Source organism: Prauserella rugosa, assembly GCF_000719975.1.
GTDB lineage: Bacteria > Actinomycetota > Actinomycetes > Mycobacteriales > Pseudonocardiaceae > Prauserella > Prauserella rugosa.
In genome coordinates, this window is sequence record NZ_JOIJ01000004.1 from 313,725 (window position 1) to 331,841 (window position 18,117).

An 18,117-nucleotide genomic window follows, 5' to 3' on the forward strand; every position below is an offset into this window, starting at 1 on the left:
TTCCGAGATTCCTACGCCGACTCCTACAACGCCGACGTCAGACCGCGAGCCCGGAGTACGGACCGTTCCAGCGGGCGGAAGACGAGCAGGTCGATCCCGACACCCACGATCAGGATGAGGAAGATCGCGGCCAGCACCTTGGGCATGTCGTTGAAGTCCTGCCCGTGGCTCAGGTACGCGCCGAGTCCCATGCCGAGCTGCGGCGAGATCGCGATCAGCTCGGCGGCCATCAGGGAGCGCCACGAGAACGCCCAGCCCTGTTTGAGCCCGGCGAGGTAGCCCGGCAGCGCGGCGGGCAGAAGGATGAACCGCGCGGCGTCGATCCTGCCCGCGCCCATCACCTTGCCCGCCCTCGGCAGCAGCGGCGGCACCTGATCGATGCCCGCCACGAGACCGTTCGCGATCGACGGCACCGAGCCGAGCAGCACGACGAAGTAGATCGCCGCGTCGTTGATGCCGAACCACAGGATCGCGGCGGGCACCCATGCGACCGACGGCAGGCTCTGCAGTCCGATGAGCAGTGGGCCGATGGCCGCGCGCACCACCGGCACGCGCGCGACGATCAGCCCCAGCGGCGTGCCGATGGCCACGCCTGCCAGGAAACCGAGCACGGCGCGGTGCACCGACGTCCACACGACGTCGAGCAGTTCGCCACTGCTGGCGGTGGTCCAGAACTCACCCCACACGTCCAGTGGGGCGGGAAGTTTGAACTCCGGCCACCAGGCGCTGGCCCACAGTGCCTGCCATACCGCGATCACGATCACGACCGTGACCAGCGGCGGCAGCAGCGACTTCGTCAGCCGCTTCCACAGCGGGGGACGGGTCGCCGCGGCCGGTGCGTCGAGCGCGTCGAGACCGGCGCTGACCGCGGCGAGGTCGGCGTCAGGCGGACTTGCGGGCATGGGTGCTGATCACCTCGCGCAGCTTCGCGTTGATCTCGTCGACGAGGTCGGGACTGTCCTCGTCCGGGGTGTCCTGCCATTCGCGCACGACGCGGCCGGGCCGCGACGACAGGAGCACGATGCGCTGGCCGAGGCGCACGGCCTCCCGCACGTCGTGGGTCACGAACAGCACAGAGGACTGCAGCTGAGCCTGGATGCGCAACAGCTCGCCCTGCATGACGTCCTTGGTCATGGCATCCAGCGCGGCGAACGGCTCGTCCATCAGCAACAGCGCGGGACGGTCCTCCGCACCCGTGCGGTGCGTGCTCGCCAGCGAGCGGGCCAGCGCGACACGCTGCCGCATGCCGCCGGACAGCTCGTGGGGACGCTTGCGTTCCTGCCCTTCCAGGCGGACGAGCTTCAGCAGTTCCGCGGCCTTCTCCCGCCTGCCGGTGCGCGGGAACCCCGCCAGCCGCAGGGCGAGCTCGACGTTGCGGCCCGCCGTCAGCCACGGCATCAGGGCCGGGTCCTGGAACATCACGGCGGGACGGGTGGTGTTGCGCGTGATCGTGCCGGTCGTGGGCGCGTCCAGCTCGGCCACGAGGTTCAGCATCGTCGACTTGCCGCAGCCGGAGGCGCCGAGGAGGCAGACGAACTCCCCCGGCGCCACGGTCAGGTCGACGTTCTCGAGCGCGGTGACGGCGTCGCGGCCGTGCCCGAACACCTTGGCCACGCCGGACAGCTGCACGGCGACGTCCGTCGACTGTGCCAGGTCCGGCTGGTCGAGTGTCACACTCATGCGGTTTCTCCCCTGCTGATCACTGCTCGGCCTGCAGACCGGCGGTCTCGATGGCTGGTTGCCCCTCGGCGTCGCGGAGTTCGTTGAGCAGGCGCAGATCGACGAAGCCCTTCAGATCCGCCTTCTCCTCGACGACGCCCGCGGTCACCGAGTCCTGCGCCAGTTGCGGGAAGGACGAGCTCACCGGGTCCGGCGAGAGGTCGAGGTTCGCGAACGCCCTGTCCATCACGGGCCCCGGCAGGTCGCTACCGGTGACCTTCTGGATTCCCTTGTCGACCACGTCCTGGGCCTGTTCGGTGTGCTCGCCCGCCCACGTCGTCGCCTGGAGCGAGCCCTTCACCAGCGCGCGGACCGTGTCGGGGTGCTGCTGGAGGAACTCGCTGCGCACCACCATCACGGTGGTCGGGAACTCGCCCCGGGGCCACAGGTCCTTCTCGTCGATGAGCACCTTGGCGCCCGCCTCCTCGACCAGGCGCGAGGACCACGGCTCGGGCAGCCAGCCCCCGTCGACCTCGCCGCTGCGGAAGGCGTCGAACGTCTGCGGGTTGTCGAGGTTGGCGACCTCCACGTCCCCGGTCAGGTTCTCGGAGTCGAGCCACTTCTTCAGCGCGACGTCCTGCGTGTTGCCCAGCGACGGGGTGGCGATCGTCTTGCCCTTGAGCTGGTCGGTGTCGGTGATCTCGGGGTCGACCACGAGCTGCGCGCCGCCGGAGACCGCGCCCGAGACGAGCTGGATCTGCCCCTCGGACTTGGTGAAGGCGTTGATCGCCGGACCCGAGCCGATGTAGCCGATGTCGAGCGAACCGCCGAGCAGCGCGTTGACCTCCTCGGTACCCGAGTTGAACGTCTGGGTGGTCAGTTCCGTGTCGCCGAGTTCGTCGGCGAAGTAACCCTGCTCGAGTCCGATGATCGCGGGCGCGTGCGTGACGTTGGGGAAGTACCCGAGCCGGACCTCCTCGGCGGGCCCCTGGTCCTCGGCCTGCGCGTCGGTGTTCTCGTCGGCACGCGTGCATCCGGTCACCACGACACATGCCGCCATTCCGGCGGCGACCGCGGACAGAAGACGGCGTTTCAGCGGCGAGCTCAACTTCTTCAGCCTTCCGATGGGGGACGGTGAGAGTGATAACGGCGACCGTGACAACAGCGGCGGGCCGTGTTTCTTTCGGCCTGCCACCGCAACGTTGACGGGCGTACCCGACGATCACGGCGACAACGACGAGCGTCGCATTTACTTTAACCGTTTTCCACAATCATCCGCGCCCCGGGACATGACTTGACCCGGGCGAAAAAATCGCGTAGTTGAGCGATTTCCGCCACCGAAGAAGTGAGCTTGGATTACTTTTAAATTATCGTAGAGAAATTAATTCCGGCCGCGCCGGGACCCACGCGGGGAACTGTGAACTCGGCCACGGACGGCCCGGGATTCGATGCCGGGCCCGATGCCGGATCCCATGCCTATGCCCGCGTCGGGGTTCACCGCGCGCCCGGTTCCGCGAGCCCCTCCGGTGCCAGGACGATGTCGAAGCGCGCTCTGGTCCACGTCGCCCCGCCCAGATCGCGGCCGTCCGGCGTCGGCGTCCCCGGCTGCTGCTCCTCGAACCGTTTCACCAGCGACTCCTTGACCCCGAACACCGAGTCGCCGATGTCCAGCTGCGGATCACCCTCGACGAAGATGTGCGTCACCAACGTGCGCAGCTTCTCCGCGGTCACCATGAAGTGCAGGTGGGCGGCGCGCACCGGGGAACGGCCCACCGCGTTCAGCAGCCGCCCGACCGGCCCGTCGTGCGGAATCGGGTACGGCGTCGGCGTCAGGCACCAGAACCGGAAACCGCCTTCGTCGTCCGAGAACAGGTGACCACGCCCGGCGACCCGCTCGTCGCCGTACTGAACGTCGTACAACCCGTCCTCGTCGGCCTCCCACACCTCGATCCGCGCGCCGGGCACGGGAGCGCCGTCGGTGTCGCGGACCGTGCCCTCCACCCAGCACGGCTGTCCGGGGGCACCACCCGCGATGTCCCCGCCCTGGCCGATGAACGGGGCGTCCTCCACGAAGAACGGGCCGAACACGGTCGCCTCGGTGGCGTCGCGGTAGGCCTCGTTGTTGACGGCAATCGTCTGCATGGATGCACCGAGCACATCGGACAGCAGGATGAACTCCTGGCGCTTGTCATCGGTGATGTGCCCGGTCTCGGTGAGGAACTCGATCGCCGCGCGCCACTCGTCCTCGGTGAGCCGTACATCGCGGATGAAGGCGTGCAGATGCCGCGTCAGCGAATCCATCACCTCGCGCATCCGCGCGTCCGGTGCGCCTGCGAACGAGGCCACGACCTCGTCGGTCAGCGCCTGCTCGATCCTGCTCTGGTCGGTCATCGGGTCGGGCTCCTCTCGGATCACGGTCACCGGCCGTCCGTCACGCCGCACCGGTGGTAGCCACGGACGTCGGGGGTCGGCCCGCCCACGCCGCGTCGAGGAGCGCGGTCAGCTCCTCCTCGCCGACGGGACGGGGGTTGCCGGGCGGTACGGCGGGCAGGATCAGCCGTGCTGCCTCGGCGACAGTGCCGGCTGCGGCCTCGGCCGAGTCGGCGGCGGCGAATCCGACGTCGCGCAACGCGTGCGAAGCGCCGAGCTCGGCGTACAGCTCGAGCAGCCCCACCACCGCGTCGTCGCTGCCCAGTGCCGCCGCGATCCGCTCGGACGCGTCCGGGGCGTAGGGACCGTTGAAGGCGAGCACGTACGGCAGCACCGCGGTGTGGGTCGCGGCGTGCGGAAGGTCGTAGGCCCCGCCGAGGACGTGGCAGATCTTGTGGTGCAGTCCGGAACCCGCCGAGGCGAACGCGACGGCGGCGAGGTAGGACCCGTACAGCATGCGCTCCCTGCCCGCCAGATCGCCCGGATCCGCGTGCACCGCACGCAGGCCGGCGGCGAGCGCACCGATGCCTTCCCCCGCGAGCACCCGGTCGACGGGGTCCACGCGCGGGGCCCACATCGCGTCGACGCAGTGGGCCAGCGCATTGCATCCCGAAGCCACCGACAGCGCGGACGGCAACGACAGCGTCAGTTCGGCGTCGTAGACGACGGTCGCGGGCAGCACGCGGTCGTCGCTGCCGGTCGTCTTGCGGGCCTGCTCGGTCAGACCCCACACGTTCGTCGCCTCGGAACCGGCGTAGGTGGTGGGCACGGCGAGGATCGGCAGTCCGGTCGTGAGCGCGACCGCCTTGGCCAACCCGGTCGCCGACCCGCCTCCGATGCTCACGATCAGGTCGGCGTCGACGTCGGAGGCCAGTTGCCGGGCCCGTTCGGCGTTCGCCACCGGCACGTGGGGCCGCACGTCGGAGCAGCGGGCGGCCACGTCCACCCCGGAGCTCACCCGCTGCGCGACCCGCTCGTCCCGGTCCGAGGCGACCAGCAGGACGCGCCGGGCGCCCAGTCGCGCGACCTCGGCGGCGACGTGCTCGGCGGCCCTGCCCGAGCCGAACAGGACCCGCTGGCCGAACGTGACGTGCTCGAAGTCGCCGATCATGCCTCGCCCTCGCGGCTCAGGATGCGGCCGAGCACCCGCACGAGTTCGCCGTCGGGGTCGTCGACGAGGTGCCGGCTGCGCCATCCGACGTGCTTGTCCGGCCGCACCAGGACCGCCCCGTCCTCGGCGACGCCGGCCAGCTCGGCCCAATCGAAGTACAGGTCGGTCACCTCCCTGCCGGGGCCGATCACCACCGCGTCCACCCGCACACCGAGCGCCTCACCCGCCTTCTGCGCGGCCGCGGCCCACGCCTCGCCCGTGATGCCCGTGAGCAGAGTGAAGCCCGTGTAGGACGCCAGATCGTGGGTGGAGAGCTTGCGCCTGCGATCGCCCACCCACGCGTGGGGAAGGCGGCCGCCGGGATACGTCGAGGGTTCATAGAACAGTTCGAGGTCCCGGGCCGGTTCGGGGCGCGCGGTGCCGTCGCCGACCACGGCCGTCGACGTGGCGGGGTCGTACCACTGCCCCATCTCGACGCCGTGGGCGTTGAACTCGTAGTTCTTCAGCTCCATCGCCTCGCGCACCGCGGCCCGCTTGGCAGCACCGTCTGCGGTGGCGTCCTTGCGCTCCTCGATCCGCGCGTGCATCTGCTCCGGTGTCTCGGCGGTGTCGAGTCCCAGCGCGGTGAACAGCGCACCGAACTCGCGTGCCGATCGGTTGGCTCGCACCACGATCTGCTTCGCGACCGGGGCCCGCTCGGCGGTGTAGGTCTCGAGCAGTCCCGGCCCGGCCTCCCCGCGCAGCACCGCGGCGAGTTTCCACGCCAGGTTGTAGGAGTCCTGAATGGATGTGTTGGAGCCCAGTCCGTTGCTCGGCGGGTGTTTGTGGACCGCATCGCCCGCGCAGAACACCCGGCCGCGCTGCAGCTGGGTGGCGTACTGCTCGTTGTTGCCCCACAACGAGATCCCGGTGATCTCGACGTCCAGGTCCGGGTCGCCGACGAGGTTGCGCACGATGCCGCGGGCGTCCTCCTCGGACACCTCGGTCGGCCCCTGCTCGATGTCGAAACCCCACACGATGAGCCACTCGTTCCACGGCCGCACCATGCGGACCAGGCCCGCCCCGATCCCGCCGACGTCGGCACCGGGCTGGATCACCCAGTACAGCACCGAAGGGCGGTGCCGGCACAGGTCGCCGAGATCGGCCTTGAACGTGATGTTCATCGACCCGGCGATGTCCATGCGCCCCTCGTAGGGCAGGTCGAGATCGGCTGCGACCGCCGACCGCGCCCCGTCGGCACCGAGCAGGTACTTCGCGCGGATCGTGTACTCCGAGCCGGTCAGCCGGTCGAGCACCCGCACGTCGACCCCGGAGGAGTCCTGGGTGTGACCGAGATACTCGGTGCTGAACCGCGTCTGCGTGCCGCGCATCGTCGCATTGCGGACCAGGATCGGCTCGAGATAGGTCTGCGGGATGTCGCAGTTCATCGACGGCGAGGCGAGTTCGTGGTCGGCGTGCCGGGCGGGGTGGTTGCCCCACGTGAGAATGCGGCCGATCTCCTCCCCCGCGATCGCCGTGCAGAACACCGTGTCGCCGATCAAGTGGTGCGGCGTGGCGTCGGCGAGCACCTCGTCCTCGATGCCCAGATCGCGGAAGATCTCCATCGTCCGCTGGTTGGTGATGTGCGCACGGGGCGTGTTCGCCGTCCAGCGGTACTTGGTGATCATCGTGTTCGACACGCCCAATGTGGACAGAAACAGGGCCGCCGAGGCGCCCGCCGGGCCCGAGCCGACGATCAGCACGTCCGTTTCGACCACCGCGGTGCTCGGCGGTGCGGTCTCGGCCAGTCCGTCGTTGAAGGTCACCATGGTCGCCGCCTTCGCTCTCGTCCTCCGGCCCCTTCGCCGGACGCTGCGCACCGACGGTGGCACGCCGCCGCCGCACACGGGCCGCGCAGAGCACACATGGCGGAAACGAGCAAAACCCGGGCCCGCCCGGTGTCCGCGTCTGCGCGGCACGGCTCATGCGGACGGCACGCGGCGCTCGGCCGACGGCGTGGTACCGAAGCGAGCGCGGTAACTGCGGGAGAAGTGCGCCGGGGAGCGGAATCCGTGCCTGCGGGCGATCTCGGCCAGCGACGTCCGGACGTGTGCCGGATCTCTCAGGAATCCGCGGGCTGCGTCGAGCCTGGCCGCCAGCACCGCCTGCGGCACGCTCTCCCCCGACCGCGCGAACAACCGCGACAACTGCCGTTCGGAAATGCCGACCGCACCGGCGATGCGGCCCGCCGACAACGCGGGATCGGCCAGCTGCGCCGCGATGAACGCGTGTGCGGCCGCGAGATGTCCCGCGTCGGACGGACGTCCGCCGAGGACCGCGGGCAGCAGGTCCAGCACGGCCGCCTCGAGCGTGTCCCACTCGGCCGAGCCGCGCAGGGCCGCCGCGACGGTCCTGACCAGCGCGTTCCCGTGCGGCGAGCCTGCACCGTCGCAGCCGAGGACCAGCGGATGCGCCAGGCCACGGCGGCCGGCGGACTCGCGCAGCACGTCCCGCGGCGCCTTCAGGACGAGTTCGGTCAGACCGTCGGCGAACGCGCGCCGGAACGGCTGGTCCGCGTCGCACACGAGCGCCTGTCCTGGTCCCACGTCCGCGCTGCCGTCGCGGTGTTCGAACCGGCCGTGGCCGGCGAGTGCGAAGTACACGACCACCCCGTCGGCCGGACTGGTCGCGATCCGCGCCGCGTCTCGCCCCACGACGTGGGGCGAACCGGTCACCCTCGCCAGCTGCAACCGCGGCAGGGTGAGGTTGACCTCGGCGCCCTCGAACCGGCCGTGACCGATCGGATCGGCACGCAGACCCACCAGCGAGCGTTCGTTGTGCTCCTCCCACGCGGCGAGCCTGCGCCCCTCGGGCACGTCACCGGTGTGGAACCGCGTCAGGCCGTGCACCCTCACCGGCGCCACCGCGCCACGACACCGCCGCCGCGGTCCGCGGCCTCGAGCCGCGCGGGCCGCTCGGCCAGCGCCTTCCTGCGGAACTGCGCCGGGGTCAGTCCGACCTCACGCTTGAACACCTGCCCGAAGTGCGACGCACCGGCGAAACCCCAGCGGGCGCCGACGGCCGAGGCGGGCACCTGGGCCAGGGCGGGATCGGCGAGGTCGATCCTGCAGCGTTCGATGCGGCGTTCGCGGATCCGCCGCGACACGGTCGTGCCCGTGCCCTCGAACAGGGCGTGCAGGGTGCGCGGGGACAGGAAGTGTGCGGCCGCGATGCGTCCGGGATCGAGGTCGGTGTCGCCGAGGTGGGCGTCGATGTAGTCGAGGACGCGCGCGAGCAGGTCCTCGTCGGCCGGGCGCGCGGGACGATACTGCCCGAGTTCGCCGAGCAGCATCGTGCTCACGAGCGTCATCAGCGAGCGCACCGTGGTGTAGCCGTGCACGCCGAGCGACTCGAGGTTGCGGTTCACGCCCAGCACCGTGCTCCACACCGTGTCGGTCAGACCGGGTGCGCACGCGAGCGGACGGGCCGTGATCTCGGCCAGCGGGTCGTCGCGCCGGGAGCTGATCGCGGATTTGGGGAACCGGATGCAGGTCGACCGGTAGTCCTTGCCCACCGTGAGGGTGGCGGGACGGCCGGAGTCGTAGAGGGCGAAACACCCGGGCCGCAGGAACGCCACACGATCGTCCTGCGCGATGCGGATATCGCCGCTGAGCTGCAACGTCATGACGTAGTAGCCGGCGTCCTCGTCGCGGATCGTGCTGCGGTCGCGGTACGCCGCGTGCGGGGCCGACGTCATGTCGATGAAGCTCACCCCGTGCAGCCTGCGATCACGGACGGTGCCGCTGAAACGGTCGGGCCGGTCGCAGTCGAACTCGAACCGCATGACACTGCGGCGGACCTGGTCGGTCCAGGACGGGAACGCGACGGGACTCGGTGACGGCCCTGATACTGCGAAACGGTCGGTGAGCGACGTAAATGACATCGTTGTCATCTCCACGGTCCAACGTGCGTCGTTGCGGTCACGGTACCCAGCAACGCCGCGACACACCATGACCGCTGACCGGCAGCGGTGCCACGCCGCCCTGCCGGGACTGGAGCGTGCTGCGCTCTCGCGACACCGCCGTGCACGCGCGCGCCAGACACCGGCGAACCCGCGTTCCTACAGTTCGGCTCATCGGATCGGGCAGGGGTCCGTATCCGGGTTCGGGTCTCAACGGTGAGGAGCCAGCCATGACGTACGTGCAGGGATCGCACCACGTGACACTGTCGGTGGCCGATGCCCAGGAGGACGTCGACTTCCACGTCAAGGTCCTCGGCATGCGGTTCATCAAACGCACCGTGCTGTTCGACGGCGCGCTGCCGATCTACCACCTCTACTACGCCAACGCCGCGGGCGATCCGTCGAGCGTCGTCACCACGTTCCCGTGGGCGCAGGCGGGTTTCTACGGTAAGCGCGGGACCAACCAGGCGCGTGAGGTGCTGCTGTCGGTGCCCGACCATTCCCTCGACTACTGGCACGACAGGCTGACCGGCCACGACATCGAGGTGACCAACGTCGAGCGCTTCGGCAAGCGCAGGCTCGCGTTCCACCATCCGTCGGGCATCGAGTACGTCATGGTCGGTAACAGCGGTGACGAGCGCATCGGTCACCCCGGCTACGGCGTTCCCCAGGAACACGCGATCCACGGCATCCACGGTGTGGGTGTGCACATGGCCACGCCCGACCGAATGGTCGAGTTCGCGGGCGAGTCGTTCTTCGCCCAGGACGGGCTCACCGAGGAGGGCTCGGTGATCGGGCTCCAGATCGGCGACGCCAAACACGGCAACCACCTGGAGATCACCGTCAACCGCAGTGACGACCAGGGCACGTGGGGTTACGGAGCGGGCACCTACCACCACTTCGCGTGGAACCTCGACACGCTCGACAACCAGGACGCCGTGAAGTTCGAGATCGAGGGCCGCGGCTACACCGACATCTCCGAGCTCAAGGACCGCAAGTACTTCAAGAGCGTCTACGTGCGCACGCCGAGTGGCGCGCTGTTCGAGCTCGCCGTCACACATCCCGACGGTGGATGGACCTGTGACGAGTCGCCGCACGAACTGGGCACCCGATTCCAGTTGCCCGAACAGTTCGAGCACCGCAGGGAGGAACTGCTGGGCCGGCTCGAACCGATCGACATCTGAGGCGGGTGAACCTCGTGACGGCACCACACGAGAAGGACGGACACGACGTCACCGTCCGGCGTGGACAGTTCTGGATCCCGGGTGAGCGGATCGGCACCGAGCACGGCACCGTTCAGCGCGCTCCGATGTTCGTCCAGTGGGAGGCGCCTGCCGGAGCGCCGGCGCATCCGGTTCCGCTCGTGCTCATCCACGGCGGCGGTGGTCAGGGCACCGACTGGACCGGAACCCCGGACGGGCGTCCCGGCTGGGCGACCCGGTTCGTGGAGGCCGGTTTCGCGGTGTACGTCGTCGACCGGTGCGGGCACGGCCGGTCGCCGTACCACCCGGACGTCGTCGGGCCGATGGGTCCACCGTTTCCCTACGAGGCGGCGCGGGCGCTGTTCCTTCCGGACGAGGCCCGCTCCGACCAGACACAGTGGACGTTCGGCCGCGAACTCGGTTCCGAGCACGTCGACCAGCTCGTCTCACCGATGGGACCGCTGCCGGCCGATCTGGCCGAGTCCCAACGGCTGGATGCCGACCGGCTGGCCGCGCTGCTCGATCTGCTCGGTGAGGCCGTGCTCGTGACGCATTCGGCGGGCGGTCCTGTCGGCTGGCTCACGGCGAACGCACGACCAGGCCGTGTGGCCGGCATCGCGGCGATCGAACCGATCGGCCCCGCGTTCGCGGAGTTCCCCGGACTCGGCACCCTCACGTGGGGCCTGACCAGTGCGGAGATCAGCTGCGATCCACCGGCCGAGCGCCCGGAGGACGTACCCGGCAGGTCGATTCCCGGCCTCGACGGCACGCCGGTCACGGTGGTGACCGGTGGGGCGTCGGCGTTCGCCGGGTTCGCCCCGCAGGTCGTCGACTTCCTGACCGGCGCGGGCGCCGGGGCGAGCCTGCTGCACCTGCCCGACGTCGGGGTCACCGGCAACGGTCACGGCCTCATTTTCGAAGCGAACTCCGACGAGACGGTCAAGCCCGTCATCGACTGGATCCTCGCCACGACGGCACGTTCCTGACCTCCGGCGGCCCTGTCCGGCCGCACGTCGGCCGCTCGCGTGCCGGCACACCCCGCTGTCTCCGCACGCCGCCGGCACCCATCCACGCTCACGGCACAGAAGCCCACGCACAGAAGCCCAGGGCAAAGACGCTCACGGCACAGACAAGGATCGACATCATGAATCGACTGCACGTCAGCGACGAGTTCGACGCACTGATGGACCGGCTCGACGCGATCACCCCGATCCTCCAGGAGAACGCCGAGCAGGGCGAGGAACTCGGCCGCGTCCCGGACGAGGCCGCGAAGGCCCTGCACGAGACGGGAGTGTTCAAGGTCGGCATCCCGAAGGAACTCGGCGGGTACGAGTTCTCGCCACGCCAGGTGATCGACACGATCGCCAAGGTGTCCTATGCGGACGCCTCGGCGGGGTGGGCGTTCATGGCACTGCAGATGATCACCGGCACCACGGCCGCATACCTCGGCCCCGAGGCCGCGGCCGACCTGTTCCCGGACGTCGACGGCGGTGACTACGCCCTCATCGCGGGACAGGGCACCAAGCTCGGCACGGCCGTTAGGACCGACGGCGGGTACCGCATCAGCGGCCACTGGCACTTCGCGTCCGGCATCTCGATGGCCAGCCACATCCACACCGCCGCCTTGTGCGAGGAGACGGGCGAGGCACTGGTGTTCACGCTGCCCAAGGAGCAGGCGACGCTGGTCGACAACTGGGACGTGATGGGCCTGCGTGCGACGAGCAGCCACGACTACGTGTGCGAGGACCTGTTCGTGCCCGACACCCACGTCTACGGCATCGCCACCACCGACATCCGCCACGGCGGCACGATCTACCGCATGGGGCTGGCGAACATGTCCGGCATCTGCCACACGGGGTGGGCGCTCGGCGTCGGCAGGCGCATGCTCGACGAGATGCGGTCGTTGGCCGCCGCGAAGAGCGGAGCCCCGAACGCCTCGGTCGACACGCAGCAGTTCTACGCCGAGTACGCCCAGGCCGAGGCGAAACTGCGCTCGGCACGCGCCTGGGCGATGGAGGTGTGGGCCGACAACGAGGCCACATTGGACGCGGGCGAGCTGCTCAGCACCGAGCAGGAGACCCTGACCCGGCTGATGCTGAACAACACGACGTGGTCGGTGCACGCCGTCGGCCAGACGGTCTACAAGTGGGCGGCGACGGCGGCCCTGCGTCGTGGAACCCTCCAGCGATACTTCCGCGATCTGCATGCGGGGACCCAGCACGTCACGTCCGGTCCGGTGGTGCTGCAGAACTGTGGCAAGTTGCTCAGCGGCCTCGCGCCGAACGCGCACTGGGTCTTCCTGGAGTTGCAGGAGGCGCAGTGATGGAAGCACCCGGGGACACGCTGGCCGACCGGTTCGCCGCGGCGTTCCGGTCGCACCCGGCAGGCGTCGCGATCATCACGGCCGACGACGGTGCCGGTCCCACCGGCCTGACTGCGACGTCGGTGATCTCGGTGAGCGCGCGACCCGCGCTGCTGGCGTTCTCGTTGTCGGCCCGGTCGTCGGCCGCCCCGCGCATCGCGGCGGCCGGGGCCGTGGTCGTCCACCTGCTCGGCGCGGGCCAGGTCGAACTGGCCAAACGGTTCGCGACCGGCGGGATCGACCGGTTCGCACCGCCGTGCCGCTGGCACCGGCTCCCGACCGGTGAGCCCGTACTGTCCGGTGTGGACACCTGGCTGCGCGGGCGGATCACCGAACAGCTCACCGTCGGCGGGTCGACACTGGTCGTGGTGGAGGTCGACCACGTGCGTCCCGGCCGTGACCAGGACGTCCCGTTGGTCTACCGTGACCGCACCTGGTACTCCCTCGACGAGCAGGCGGTGATGACGTGACCGCGGCGATGCACGAATGGGGTGCGGATCCCGACCGGGCGGCGCTGGCCGTTCTGACCGTCCACGGCCGTGGGCAGGATCCGTCGTTCATGGAGGAGACGGCACGCCGGTTCGGGCCCGTGCCGGTGCGATTCTTCGCGCCGGAGGCCGAGGGCAACACGTGGTATCCGCTGTCGTTCCTGGAACCGGCCGAGCGCAACGAACCCGCGCTGAGCCGGTCGCTGCGGGTGCTCGACTCGGCGGTGGACACGCTCGCACGGGCCGGGTTTCCCGCGGAGCGGGTGGCGCTGTGGGGTTTCTCCCAGGGCGCCTGCCTCGCCTCGCACCTGGCCCTGACCGCGCCACGCTCGTTCGCCGGTCTGGTGTTGTTCACCGGCGGCTACATCGGGACGTCCCCTCCTGCGGTCGCCGGGGACGGCCCGCTGCGTGGGGTCCCCACGGTGATGCGCAGCATCGAGCACGACCCGTGGGTGCCGCGGTATCGCGTCGACGAGACGGCGGATCTGCTGCGCCGTGCGGGCGCGCGGGTGGACCTGCGCGTGGACGAGGGCGACGAACACATCATCACCGACGAGGCATGCGCCGCGGCCACGACACTGCTGACGACCGTGGCGAACGGCTCGGCCGGCACGGCCGCCGGCCACGCGACCTAACAGACGCCGCCGAGTTCCTTGCCGTACCAGACCTCGGCGTACGGGCCCTGGTTGTAGGGCGAGATCTCGGTGTAACCGTGCTTGACGTACAGCCCGCGAGCCTCGACGAGGTCGACGCGGATGTCCAGCACGATACGGTCGGCGCCCATGCGCTCGGCCGCCCGGTCGGCTTCGCCGAGCAGCCGTCCGCCGCCCCCACTTCCCCGCCACAGTGGACGGACGAACACCTTCGTGAGTTCGGCGGTGTGCGAGCCGAGCACGCGCACGCCCGCGCATGCCGCGGGTTCGCCGTCGTACCTGCCGACGAGGAAGACGCCGCGCGGCGGCACGAGATCGTCGGTCGGCGTCTCGGCCAGTTCCCGTTCGATCTCGTCGGCCGTCGAACGGCGCCCCTCGTGGAGGAGGCGGTACCGGTCGGCGACCTCGACGTAGTACTCCCGAAGCAGCGCGGCCGCTTCGGGAGTGTCCACCGACTCGGGGGTGACGGCCCAGGGATCGTGCTCGGTCATCCCGGAATCCTCGCCGCCACCCCCGACAATTCCTGCACCGCCCGGTTACTGCGCCGTCCGGTTACTGTGCCGTGACGGCGTCCGCGTTGTTGACGAGCGCGCTCGGCGGCGTCAGCGCCGAACCGGAGGCCACGGCCCTGCGGCGGGCCGCGGCCACCCCGCCGAAGCTCTCGGTGATGGCCGTCAGCCGGGCGGCGTGGTGGGCGACCGTCGACTCGTAGGTCATGCCGATGCCGCCGTGCAGCTGCACGATCTCCTCGGCCGCCGTGGTCGCCGCGTCGCCGACGAACACGAACGCGTCGTCGGCCGCGGCCTCGATCGCGTCGAGCTCGGCGGGCACCTCGCGGCCGTAGTCGTCGTAGGTCTCGAGCACGGCCGTGGCCCACAACGCCATCGAGCGGGCCAGTTCCACCCTGGCGTACAGGTCGGAGGCGCGGTGCACGAGGGCCTGGAAGGTCGACAGCGGCACGCCGAACTGCTTGCGGGTCTTGAGGTACTCGACGGTGTGTGCGAGGCCGGACTCCATCAGCCCGACCGCCTCACCGAGCACGGCCACCCGCGCCCGCGCGGACACGGTGCGCAGCACCGCGTTCGCGGCCCCGTCGCCGAGCGGCGTGGCCGGCACGGAGCGCAGTTCGAGCTGCGAGGCCCGGCTCCAGTCCGCGCTGCGCCCGTCGGAGCGCGTGATCCCGTCGGCCGCGGCGTTCACGACGTACACGCGCGTCTGCTCGCCGTCGGCCGCGGTCACCAGCAGCGTCGCCGCCTGGTCCGCGTGCCGCACGGGTGCCTTGACCCCGGACAGCGTCACCGACCCGTCGTCGGCGCGCGCCGCGGTCACCGACGGCAGGGCGCTCCACGGTCTGCCCGGTTCGGCGTGCGCCACGGCGATCGTGGTGCCCTCGGCGAGGGCGGGCAGCAGTTCCGCGACCTGTTCGTCGCTGCCCAGGGAGGTGATCAGCCACGCGGGCAGGAACGCGCCGTCGAGCAGCGGTTCCGCGGCCGCGTGCTTGCCGATCGCCTCGAGGCTCGCGTAGACCTCGACCGGTCCGGCACCGGCGCCGCCGTGCTCCTCGGCGACGACGAGCCCGGGAATGCCCATCTCCGCGAGGGTCTTCCAGACCCCGTCGTTCCAGCCGCGCTCGGACTCCGTCGCCTCCGCGCGACCTCCCGCCGCGTACCCGCGGCCGACCGCCGAATCCACGGTCTCGAACAGAAGTTTCTGGTCTTCGCCCAGTTCCAGGTTCATAGCCGGTTCCCTCTCAGAGGCCGAGGATGGTCTTGGCGATCACGCCGCGCTGGATCTCGTTCGATCCGCCGAAGATCGACAGCTTGCGCTGGTTCAGGTACTGCGCCGCCGCGACGGTGGCGGCCTCGTCGGCCTCCAGCGCGGATTCGGTCTCCAGCAACAGGCCGTCGTGGCCAGCGGCCTGCTTCCTGAGCTTGGTCAGCTCCTGCAGTACCTGCGTGCCCTCCATCTTCAGCAGCGACGACACCGGGCTGGCCTGGCCGTTCTCCGAGGCGGCCGTCACCCGCAGCTGGGTCGCCTCGAGCGCCAGCAACGCGGTCTTCACGCCGTGCATGGAGGTGCGGAACTGCGGGTCGTCGGCGAGCGAGCCCGTCTCGGTGGGGATCGACGTGGACGCGGCAGCCAGGTCGGCGAAGATGCGCTGACCCGTACCGACCTGTGCGATGCCGTTGCGTTCGTTGCCGAGCAGGAACTTGGCATAGCTCCAGCCCTTGTTCTCCTCGCCGACGAGGTTCTCGGCGGGCACGCGCACGTTGTCGAAGAAGAACTCGTTGACCTCGACGCTGCCGTCGACGAGCTTGATCGGGCGGCGCTCGATGCCCGGCGTGGTCAGATCGAGCAGCAGGAACGACAGGCCCTGCTGCTTGCGCGGGGCGTCCGGGTCGGTCCTGGCGAGCACGAACATCCAGTCGCCGTACTGGCCGAGCGTGGTCCACGTCTTCTGCCCGTTGAGCACGTAGACGTCGCCCTCGCGGCGGGCCGTGGTGCGCAGCGAGGCCAGGTCGGAACCGGCCTCGGGTTCGGAGAAGCCCTGCGACCACCAGATGTCGAGGTTGGCCGTGGCCGGCAGGAAGGTGCGCTTCTGCTCCTCGCTGCCGAACTCGGCGATGATCGGGCCGACCATGCTCACGTTGAACGCCAACGGCTGCGGAACGCCGGCGCGCTGCAGCTCCGAGACGTAGATGTGCGACTGCGTCGGCGTCCAGTCCCTGCCGCCCCATTCGCTGGGCCAGTGCGGCACGGCCAGGCCGTGGGAGTTGAGGATGCGCTGGCTGGTGACGATGTCCTCGCGCGTGGTCCGGTTCAGCGCGCTGCGCCTGCGGATGTCCTCCGGAATCTCCCGGAGGAACACCTCCCGTAGGCCGTCCCGGAATTCGCGGTCCGCTTCGGACAGCTCCAGATCCATGACGTCGGTGTCCTTTCTACGGCTTTCAGCGGTCCGCGCGCAGGGCGGCGAGGACCTCGGTGGTGCTCTCTCCGGCTCGCTCGGCGTGCCGTCGGAACCCTACGGGCGTGGCGGAGAAGTGCAGCGGGCTCTCCACGACCCGGACGGTGCCTTCCGTGGGGTGCTCCCTCTCCTTGATCAACCCGACCTCCTGAACATAGGGGTCGCCGGGCAGGTCCGCGATATCGACCACCGTGGCGTAGGGCACGTCGTGGGCCGTGAGGTACTCCTCCCACTCGGCGGTCGTGCGGTTCGTCGAGTTGGCCAGCACCTTCTCGACACCCGCGGTGAACACCTCGCGGTCGATCACCGGCGAGTCCCACGCCGGGTCGGCGGCCTCCTCGTGCAGGCCCGCCCCGACGAGCAGCGTGCGGACGGCCTCGTTGGTGTAGGGCACCGCGGCGATGGCGCCACCGTCGGCGGTGCGCATGGCCGCGTGGGTGCCCGACAGCGACAACGGGTTGCCGACATCGCCTGCCGGCGGCACGAACACCTCACCGGCGAGGTGCTCGACGAGGTTGACCGCGATCATCGCGTCGGCCATGGCGAGCGTGAGGTGCTGGCCCTCGCCGGTGCGCTGACGGTGGTACAGCGCGGCCAGCACGCCGCTGAGCAGGTACAGCGCGGCGGTCTTGTCGGCGATCAGCGTCGGGACGAACTGCATGCTGCCCGCGGCCCGGTTCTGCAGGCTGACCAGGCCCGACGAGGCCTGGATGACCTCGTCGTAGGCGGGCCTGCCGCCGCGGGAGGAGTCGGCGGCGAAGCCCTGCGCGTGGGCGTAGACCAGGCCGGGGCACCGTTGCCGCACCTCTTCGTAGCCGAGACCGAGGCGTTCGAGCGCGCCCGCGCGCATATTGGTGACGAACACGTCGGCGTCGGCGAGCAACGCGAGCAGGTCCTCACGTCCCGCCGGATCCTTCAGGTCGAGGCTGACGCTGCGTTTGTTGCGGTTGACCTGCATGTACAGGGGCGCCATCCCCGGCGAGCGCCCGGTGTTCGCCGGGGAGTGCCTGGCGACGTCGCGCAGCGGCTCGACGCGGATCACGTCGGCGCCGAAGTCGCCCAGAATCTGGGTCGCGTACGGGCCCATGACGGCAGACGACAGGTCGACCACGGTCACACCGGCGAGCGGCCCCTCTCCGGTCACAGCCTCGGATTCCGGCGGTTCGGACGAGGTCATCGCGCTCCTTTCCTCCTCACGATCGGCTCACCGACGACGTTAGGTAGCGGAGCGTGACGAGGGAATGACCGTCTGCCTCACGCTGGTATGTCCGCGGTGATAACACCGCGGTTACGCTGCGGGGTGTGGA

17 protein-coding genes are annotated in these 18,117 nt (G+C 70.2%); 5 read left to right on the plus strand and 12 right to left on the minus strand.

Annotated elements, in window-relative coordinates; all coding sequences use genetic code 11:
• Nucleotides 1-23: 23 nt before the first annotated feature.
• The 8 genes from IF64_RS0108205 to IF64_RS0108240 form a co-directional block, all read right to left on the minus strand.
• Nucleotides 24-902 carry an ABC transporter permease gene (locus IF64_RS0108205; protein WP_030531431.1) on the minus strand — a complete coding sequence of 293 codons (879 nt, stop codon included), beginning with the start codon at nucleotides 900-902 and terminating at the stop codon, nucleotides 24-26.
• Complete coding sequence (locus tag IF64_RS0108210) at nucleotides 883-1,680, minus strand: ABC transporter ATP-binding protein (protein WP_030531432.1); 798 nt, start codon at nucleotides 1,678-1,680, stop codon at nucleotides 883-885. Before IF64_RS0108210 ends, IF64_RS0108205 begins: the two co-directional genes overlap by 20 nt.
• A gap of 19 nt (nucleotides 1,681-1,699) precedes the next feature.
• Nucleotides 1,700-2,719 (minus strand): ABC transporter substrate-binding protein, encoded by a 1,020-nt coding sequence (locus IF64_RS0108215; protein WP_048808178.1) that lies wholly within the window; start codon nucleotides 2,717-2,719, stop codon nucleotides 1,700-1,702.
• A 434-nt stretch (nucleotides 2,720-3,153) separates the two neighbouring features.
• A complete protein-coding gene (locus IF64_RS0108220) occupies nucleotides 3,154-4,080 on the minus strand; it encodes a dioxygenase family protein (protein ID WP_246134852.1) in 927 nt (308 codons plus the stop codon).
• A gap of 10 nt (nucleotides 4,081-4,090) precedes the next feature.
• A complete protein-coding gene (locus tag IF64_RS0108225; RefSeq protein WP_030531435.1) occupies nucleotides 4,091-5,200 on the minus strand; it encodes a maleylacetate reductase in 1,110 nt (369 codons plus the stop codon).
• A complete protein-coding gene (locus IF64_RS0108230; protein ID WP_030531436.1) occupies nucleotides 5,197-7,008 on the minus strand; it encodes an FAD-dependent oxidoreductase in 1,812 nt (603 codons plus the stop codon). The genes IF64_RS0108225 and IF64_RS0108230 overlap by 4 nt, the downstream gene beginning before the upstream one ends.
• A 153-nt stretch (nucleotides 7,009-7,161) precedes the next feature.
• Complete coding sequence (locus tag IF64_RS0108235; protein WP_084705734.1) at nucleotides 7,162-8,094, minus strand: helix-turn-helix domain-containing protein; 933 nt, start codon at nucleotides 8,092-8,094, stop codon at nucleotides 7,162-7,164.
• Nucleotides 8,091-9,131: an AraC-like ligand-binding domain-containing protein gene (locus tag IF64_RS0108240; protein ID WP_345968962.1), complete on the minus strand. Its 1,041-nt coding sequence runs from the start codon at nucleotides 9,129-9,131 to the stop codon at nucleotides 8,091-8,093. The genes IF64_RS0108235 and IF64_RS0108240 overlap by 4 nt, the downstream gene beginning before the upstream one ends.
• Before the next feature lie 239 nt (nucleotides 9,132-9,370).
• Between IF64_RS0108240 and IF64_RS0108245 the strand changes: the two genes are divergently transcribed.
• The 5 genes from IF64_RS0108245 to IF64_RS0108265 all read left to right on the plus strand — a co-directional run bounded on the left by IF64_RS0108245 (nucleotide 9,371) and on the right by IF64_RS0108265 (nucleotide 13,827).
• Nucleotides 9,371-10,324 carry a VOC family protein gene (locus IF64_RS0108245; RefSeq protein WP_030531439.1) on the plus strand — a complete coding sequence of 318 codons (954 nt, stop codon included), beginning with the start codon at nucleotides 9,371-9,373 and terminating at the stop codon, nucleotides 10,322-10,324.
• 14 nt (nucleotides 10,325-10,338) lie between these two features.
• Nucleotides 10,339-11,328 (plus strand): alpha/beta fold hydrolase, encoded by a 990-nt coding sequence (locus tag IF64_RS0108250; protein ID WP_036876050.1) that lies wholly within the window; start codon nucleotides 10,339-10,341, stop codon nucleotides 11,326-11,328.
• 158 nt (nucleotides 11,329-11,486) lie between these two features.
• On the plus strand, nucleotides 11,487-12,665 hold the full coding sequence (locus IF64_RS0108255; RefSeq protein WP_030531441.1) for an acyl-CoA dehydrogenase family protein: 1,179 nt from the start codon (nucleotides 11,487-11,489) through the stop codon (nucleotides 12,663-12,665).
• Nucleotides 12,665-13,174 carry a flavin reductase family protein gene (locus IF64_RS0108260; RefSeq protein WP_030531442.1) on the plus strand — a complete coding sequence of 170 codons (510 nt, stop codon included), beginning with the start codon at nucleotides 12,665-12,667 and terminating at the stop codon, nucleotides 13,172-13,174. The genes IF64_RS0108255 and IF64_RS0108260 overlap by 1 nt, the downstream gene beginning before the upstream one ends.
• On the plus strand, nucleotides 13,171-13,827 hold the full coding sequence (locus tag IF64_RS0108265) for an alpha/beta hydrolase (protein WP_246134851.1): 657 nt from the start codon (nucleotides 13,171-13,173) through the stop codon (nucleotides 13,825-13,827). The genes IF64_RS0108260 and IF64_RS0108265 overlap by 4 nt, the downstream gene beginning before the upstream one ends.
• On the opposite strand, the gene IF64_RS0108270 is transcribed toward IF64_RS0108265, so the two are convergent.
• The 4 genes from IF64_RS0108270 to IF64_RS0108285 form a co-directional block, all read right to left on the minus strand.
• On the minus strand, nucleotides 13,824-14,336 hold the full coding sequence (locus tag IF64_RS0108270) for a GNAT family N-acetyltransferase (RefSeq protein ID WP_030531444.1): 513 nt from the start codon (nucleotides 14,334-14,336) through the stop codon (nucleotides 13,824-13,826). The two genes, IF64_RS0108265 and IF64_RS0108270, sit on opposite strands and share 4 nt — an antisense overlap.
• Nucleotides 14,337-14,397: 61 nt before the next feature.
• Complete coding sequence (locus tag IF64_RS0108275; protein ID WP_030531445.1) at nucleotides 14,398-15,582, minus strand: acyl-CoA dehydrogenase family protein; 1,185 nt, start codon at nucleotides 15,580-15,582, stop codon at nucleotides 14,398-14,400.
• Nucleotides 15,583-15,595: 13 nt separating this feature from the next.
• Nucleotides 15,596-16,768, minus strand: a complete 1,173-nt coding sequence (locus tag IF64_RS0108280) for an acyl-CoA dehydrogenase family protein (protein WP_030531446.1) — start codon at nucleotides 16,766-16,768, stop codon at nucleotides 15,596-15,598.
• A gap of 25 nt (nucleotides 16,769-16,793) precedes the next feature.
• On the minus strand, nucleotides 16,794-17,987 hold the full coding sequence (locus IF64_RS0108285; RefSeq protein WP_048808174.1) for a CaiB/BaiF CoA transferase family protein: 1,194 nt from the start codon (nucleotides 17,985-17,987) through the stop codon (nucleotides 16,794-16,796).
• Nucleotides 17,988-18,117: the final 130 nt, after the last annotated feature.